Consider the following 4,286-nt stretch of genomic DNA (forward strand, 5'->3'; position numbering starts at 1 on the left):
AACGAAAAGGGCGGGCCCTTGCGGACCCGCCCTTCCCGATCCCGGCTCGGCCTTCGGGCTGCGCCCTCCGTTGGCCGGGATGACAGTCCTTAAGGTGGACTAGAAGTCCATGTCGCCCATGCCGCCGGGCATGCCGCCCGGGGCGCCGCCGCCGCCGCCCTTCTTGGGGGCCTCGACGATGGCCGCTTCGGTGGTGATCAGCAGGCCGGCCACGGAAGCCGCGTCCTGCAGGGCCGTGCGCACGACCTTGGCCGGGTCGATGACGCCGGCGGCCACCATGTCGACGTACTGCTCGGTCTGGGCGTTGAAGCCGAAGGTGGCCGAGCTGTTCTCGAGCACCTTGCCGACCACGATCGAACCTTCCACGCCGGCGTTCTCGGCGATCTGGCGGATCGGGGCCTGGAGCGCGCGGCGCACGATGGCGACGCCGGCTTCCTGGTCGTCATTGTCGCCCTTGAAGCCGTCCAGCACCTTCGAAGCCTTCAGCAGCGCGACGCCGCCGCCGGCCACGACGCCCTCTTCCACGGCCGCGCGGGTCGCGTTGAGGGCGTCATCGACGCGGTCCTTCTTTTCCTTCACCTCGACCTCGGTCGAGCCGCCGACCCGGACAACCGCCACGCCGCCGGCCAGCTTGGCCAGACGCTCCTGGAGCTTTTCCTTGTCGTAGTCCGAGGTGGTGTCCTCGATCTGCTTCTTGATCTGAGCGATGCGGCCTTCGATGTCAGCCTTGTCACCCGTGCCGTCGACGATGGTGGTGTTGTCCTTGTCGATGGTGACCTTCTTGGCCTTGCCGAGCATCTCGAGCGTGACGTTCTCAAGTTTGATGCCCAGGTCTTCGCTGATCAGCTGGCCGCCGGTGAGCGTGGCGATGTCTTCCAGCATCGCCTTGCGACGGTCGCCGAAGCCCGGCGCCTTGACGGCCGCGACCCGGAGGCCGCCACGGAGCTTGTTGACCACCAGGGTGGCCAGGGCTTCGCCTTCGACGTCCTCGGCGATGATCAACAGCGGACGGCCCGACTGAACCACCGACTCCAGGACCGGCAGCAGGGGCTGCAGCGTCGAGAGCTTCTTTTCGAACAGCAGGATCAGCGGCTCTTCGAGCTCGGCCTGCATCTTCTCGGCGTTGGTGATGAAGTAGGGCGACAGGTAGCCGCGGTCGAACTGCATGCCCTCGACCACGTCGAGCTCGGTCTCGGCGGTCTTGGCCTCTTCGACGGTGATGACGCCTTCGTTGCCGACCTTTTCCATGGCCCGGGCGATCATCTCGCCGACTTCGGTGTCACCGTTGGCGGAGATGGTGCCGACCTGGGCGATCTCAGCGTTGGTGGTGACCTTCTTGGCCGAGGCCTTGATCTCTTCGACGACCTTGGCGACCGCCTTGTCGACGCCGCGCTTCAGGTCCATCGGATTCATGCCGGCGGCCACAGACTTCAGGCCCTCGGTGACGATGGCCTGGGCCAGCACCGTGGCGGTGGTGGTGCCGTCGCCGGCCTTGTCGTTGGTCTTGGAGGCGACTTCGCGGATCAGCTGGGCGCCGAGGTTCTCGAAGCGGTCGCTGAGCTCGATCTCCTTCGCCACCGAAACGCCGTCCTTGGTGGAGCGCGGGGCGCCGAACGACTTCTCGATGACCACGTTGCGGCCCTTGGGGCCCAGGGTCACCTTCACGGCGTTGGCGAGCACATTGACGCCGCGCAGCATGCGGTCACGGGCGTCGGAGCCGAAATAAACGTCTTTCGCAGCCATGGTTGCGATCTCTCTTTTCTGAATTGTCTAGGGGCTGGGTCGGGTCGCTTAGGAGACGACGCCCAGGATGTCGCTTTCCTTCATGATCAGGAGATCCTGACCGTCGAGCTTGACCTCGGTGCCTGACCACTTGCCGAACAGGATGCGGTCGCCGGCCTTGACGTCGAGCGGAACCAGCTTGCCGCTGTCATCGCGCGCGCCGGGGCCGACGGAAATCACTTCGCCTTCCTGCGGCTTTTCCTTCGCGGTGTCGGGGATGATAATCCCGCCCTTGGTCTTCTCTTCTTCCTCGACGCGCTTGACGAGGACGCGATCTCCCAGGGGACGAAACGCCATGTGTGTTCTCTCTCTTGGTCCGTAAGCGGACGGGTCTGTGCCTTGTGACGATGGCCTTGGGCGGCGCTGTTAGCAGTCACCGAGCCTGAGTGCCAAGGTCGCAGGCCGAGGTAGGCAGGCGGGTCAGCAGAGTCAAGGGCGGCAACGCGGTTCAGCTGAAGTCCGGATACCCCGCGTCGCGTTCACCGATCACTTTCGGCGCCTCGGGCCACGCGATCCCGAACGCCGGATCGTTCCACCTCACACCGGCTTCGTGTCCGGGGCGGAAGGCGGGGGTGATCTGGTAGACGACGTCGGTGTCGGGCTCGAGCGTCAGGAAGCCGTGGGCGACGCCTTCGGGGATCAGCAGCGCATGCATGTTCTCGGCCGAGAGTTCGGCAGAGGTCCAGCCGCGGTAAGTCGGGCTCTCCGGGCGCAGATCGAGCGCCACGTCGAAGACGCGGCCACGTGTGACCCGCACGAGCTTGGTCTCGGCATGGGGCCTAGGCTGGTAGTGCAGGCCGCGCAGGGTGTGGCGCGCGGGGTTGCGCGACAGGCTGGTCTGGGCCGGCGTGAAGGGATGACCGGCGGCCGCGAAATCCTCGGGGCAATGCAGGCGGGCGAAGGCGCCGCGCGCGTCGGCGCGGGGCTCGGCCTCGACGCGGATCACGCCCGGGATCGAGGTCTCCACAAAGCGCACTAGTCGAGCACCTGAACATCGGGCGAGGCGATCACGAAGCGGCCGCCCCAGTCGCGGATGTGGGCCAGCTGGGCGGTGATCTCGTCTTTCAGGTTCCAGGGCAGGATCAGCACGTCGTCGGGCCGGAACTCGCCAATCCGGGCCGGAGCGAAGACCGGGATATGGCTGCCCGGCAGGTAGCGGTTCTGCTTGGCCGGATTGGCGTCGAAGGCGGCGACGATGTCGTCGGAGGTGACGCCGCAATAGTTGAGGAAGGTGTTGCCCTTGGCCGCCGCGCCATAGGCGCAGACCGTGCGGCCCTCATCGCGGGCCCGGGCGATCCAGTCGCGGAAACCGTCGCGGACCTGGGCCACGCGCGCCGCGAACCCGTCGTAGGTCTCGGGCTTGTCGAGCCCGGCGGCGGTCTCATCGGCGCGGCATTGGGCGAGACCTGCGGTGGCGGCGTGGCTCGCCTCGGTGCGGCAGCAGAACAGGCGGAGCGAGCCGCCGTGGGTCGGGAGCCGCTCCACGTCGAAGGCGCGCAGGCCGTGCGCGCCCAGCACCCGCTCCACCGCCAGCAGCGAGAGGTAGGAGTAGTGCTCGTGGTAGATCGTATCGAACTGCACGAGCCGGATGAGGTTCAACAGGTGCGGAAACTCGAACGTGAGCACGCCTTCGGGCTTGAGGGTCGGGGCGAAGCCGGCGACGAACGCGTTAAGGTCCGGCACGTGGGCCAGCACGTTATTGGCGGCCATCAGGTCGGCGCGGTCGCCGCGCGCCGCCAGAGCGGCGCCGGTCTCGCCGTTGAAGAACACAACGTCGGTGCGGATGCCCTTGGCGCGCGCGGCCTCGGCGGTATTGGCGGTGGGCTCGATCCCCAGCACCGGCACGCCGGCCGCCTGGAAGTGCTGCAGCAGGTAGCCGTCGTTCGACGCCACCTCGACCACCAGCGAGTCTGCACCGAGGCCAAAGCGCGCGATCATCGCCTCGGCGTAGCGGCGCGCGTGTTCGACCCAGCCCGTCGAGAAAGAGGAGAAGTAGGCATACCCCTCGTCGAAGATGGCCTCGGCCGGCACCTCGTGGTCGGCCTGCACCAGGAAGCATGTGTCGCAGACCATCGTGCGCAGCGGAAACACCGGCTCATGGCCCGCCGCGAGTTGCTCAGCGGTGAGATAGCTGTTGGCCAGCGGCTGGTGACCGAGGTCCAGGAACGTGCGGCTCAAGGGCGCGCGGCAGGAACGGCAGAGGCTCATGGGCGGGCCTCGTAATCCGCGATCTGGGCCAGACACAAGGCGCGCGCGTCTTCGCCCCGGGCCTGGCGGGCGTACCAGTCCATGGTGAGGCGCACCGCCTCTGGCGCATCGAGGCGGCTTTCGAAGCCCAGCACGGTCTTGGCGAGCGAGGCGTCGATGCCCAGCGCCTTGGCCTCCAGCGACGCCGGGTCGGGCGTGTGGGTCCATGGCCGCCCGCCCAGCGCCGTGACACCGAGCGTGGCCAGTTCGCCGACGCTCACCTCCGCGCCGCCGGGCCTCGGGCCGAAGTTCAGCGC

General features: G+C 67.7%; 4 protein-coding genes and 1 pseudogene. All 5 read right to left on the reverse strand.

Features of this window, described 5'->3' with window-relative positions:
- Positions 1-99 precede the first annotated feature (99 nt).
- Positions 100-1,743 carry a chaperonin GroEL gene (groL, locus tag ACIQ3R_RS15800; protein WP_397419814.1) on the reverse strand — a complete coding sequence of 548 codons (1,644 nt, stop codon included), beginning with the start codon at positions 1,741-1,743 and terminating at the stop codon, positions 100-102.
- A gap of 48 nt (positions 1,744-1,791) precedes the next feature.
- Positions 1,792-2,079, reverse strand: coding sequence for a co-chaperone GroES (groES, locus tag ACIQ3R_RS15805; RefSeq protein WP_397419815.1), 288 nt, complete (start codon positions 2,077-2,079; stop codon positions 1,792-1,794).
- Between the two features lie 151 nt (positions 2,080-2,230).
- Positions 2,231-2,758: a dTDP-4-dehydrorhamnose 3,5-epimerase family protein gene (locus ACIQ3R_RS15810; RefSeq protein WP_397419816.1), complete on the reverse strand. Its 528-nt coding sequence runs from the start codon at positions 2,756-2,758 to the stop codon at positions 2,231-2,233.
- Positions 2,758-3,990, reverse strand: coding sequence for a methyltransferase domain-containing protein (locus ACIQ3R_RS15815; RefSeq protein ID WP_397419817.1), 1,233 nt, complete (start codon positions 3,988-3,990; stop codon positions 2,758-2,760). Before ACIQ3R_RS15815 ends, ACIQ3R_RS15810 begins: the two co-directional genes overlap by 1 nt.
- Positions 3,987-4,286 (reverse strand): annotated as a pseudogene (locus ACIQ3R_RS15820) (CDP-glucose 4,6-dehydratase); the annotation flags it as partial. The gene ACIQ3R_RS15815 and the pseudogene ACIQ3R_RS15820, both read right to left, overlap by 4 nt.

Origin of the sequence: Phenylobacterium sp., assembly GCF_044371015.1 — a bacterium.
Lineage (GTDB): Bacteria > Pseudomonadota > Alphaproteobacteria > Caulobacterales > Caulobacteraceae > Phenylobacterium.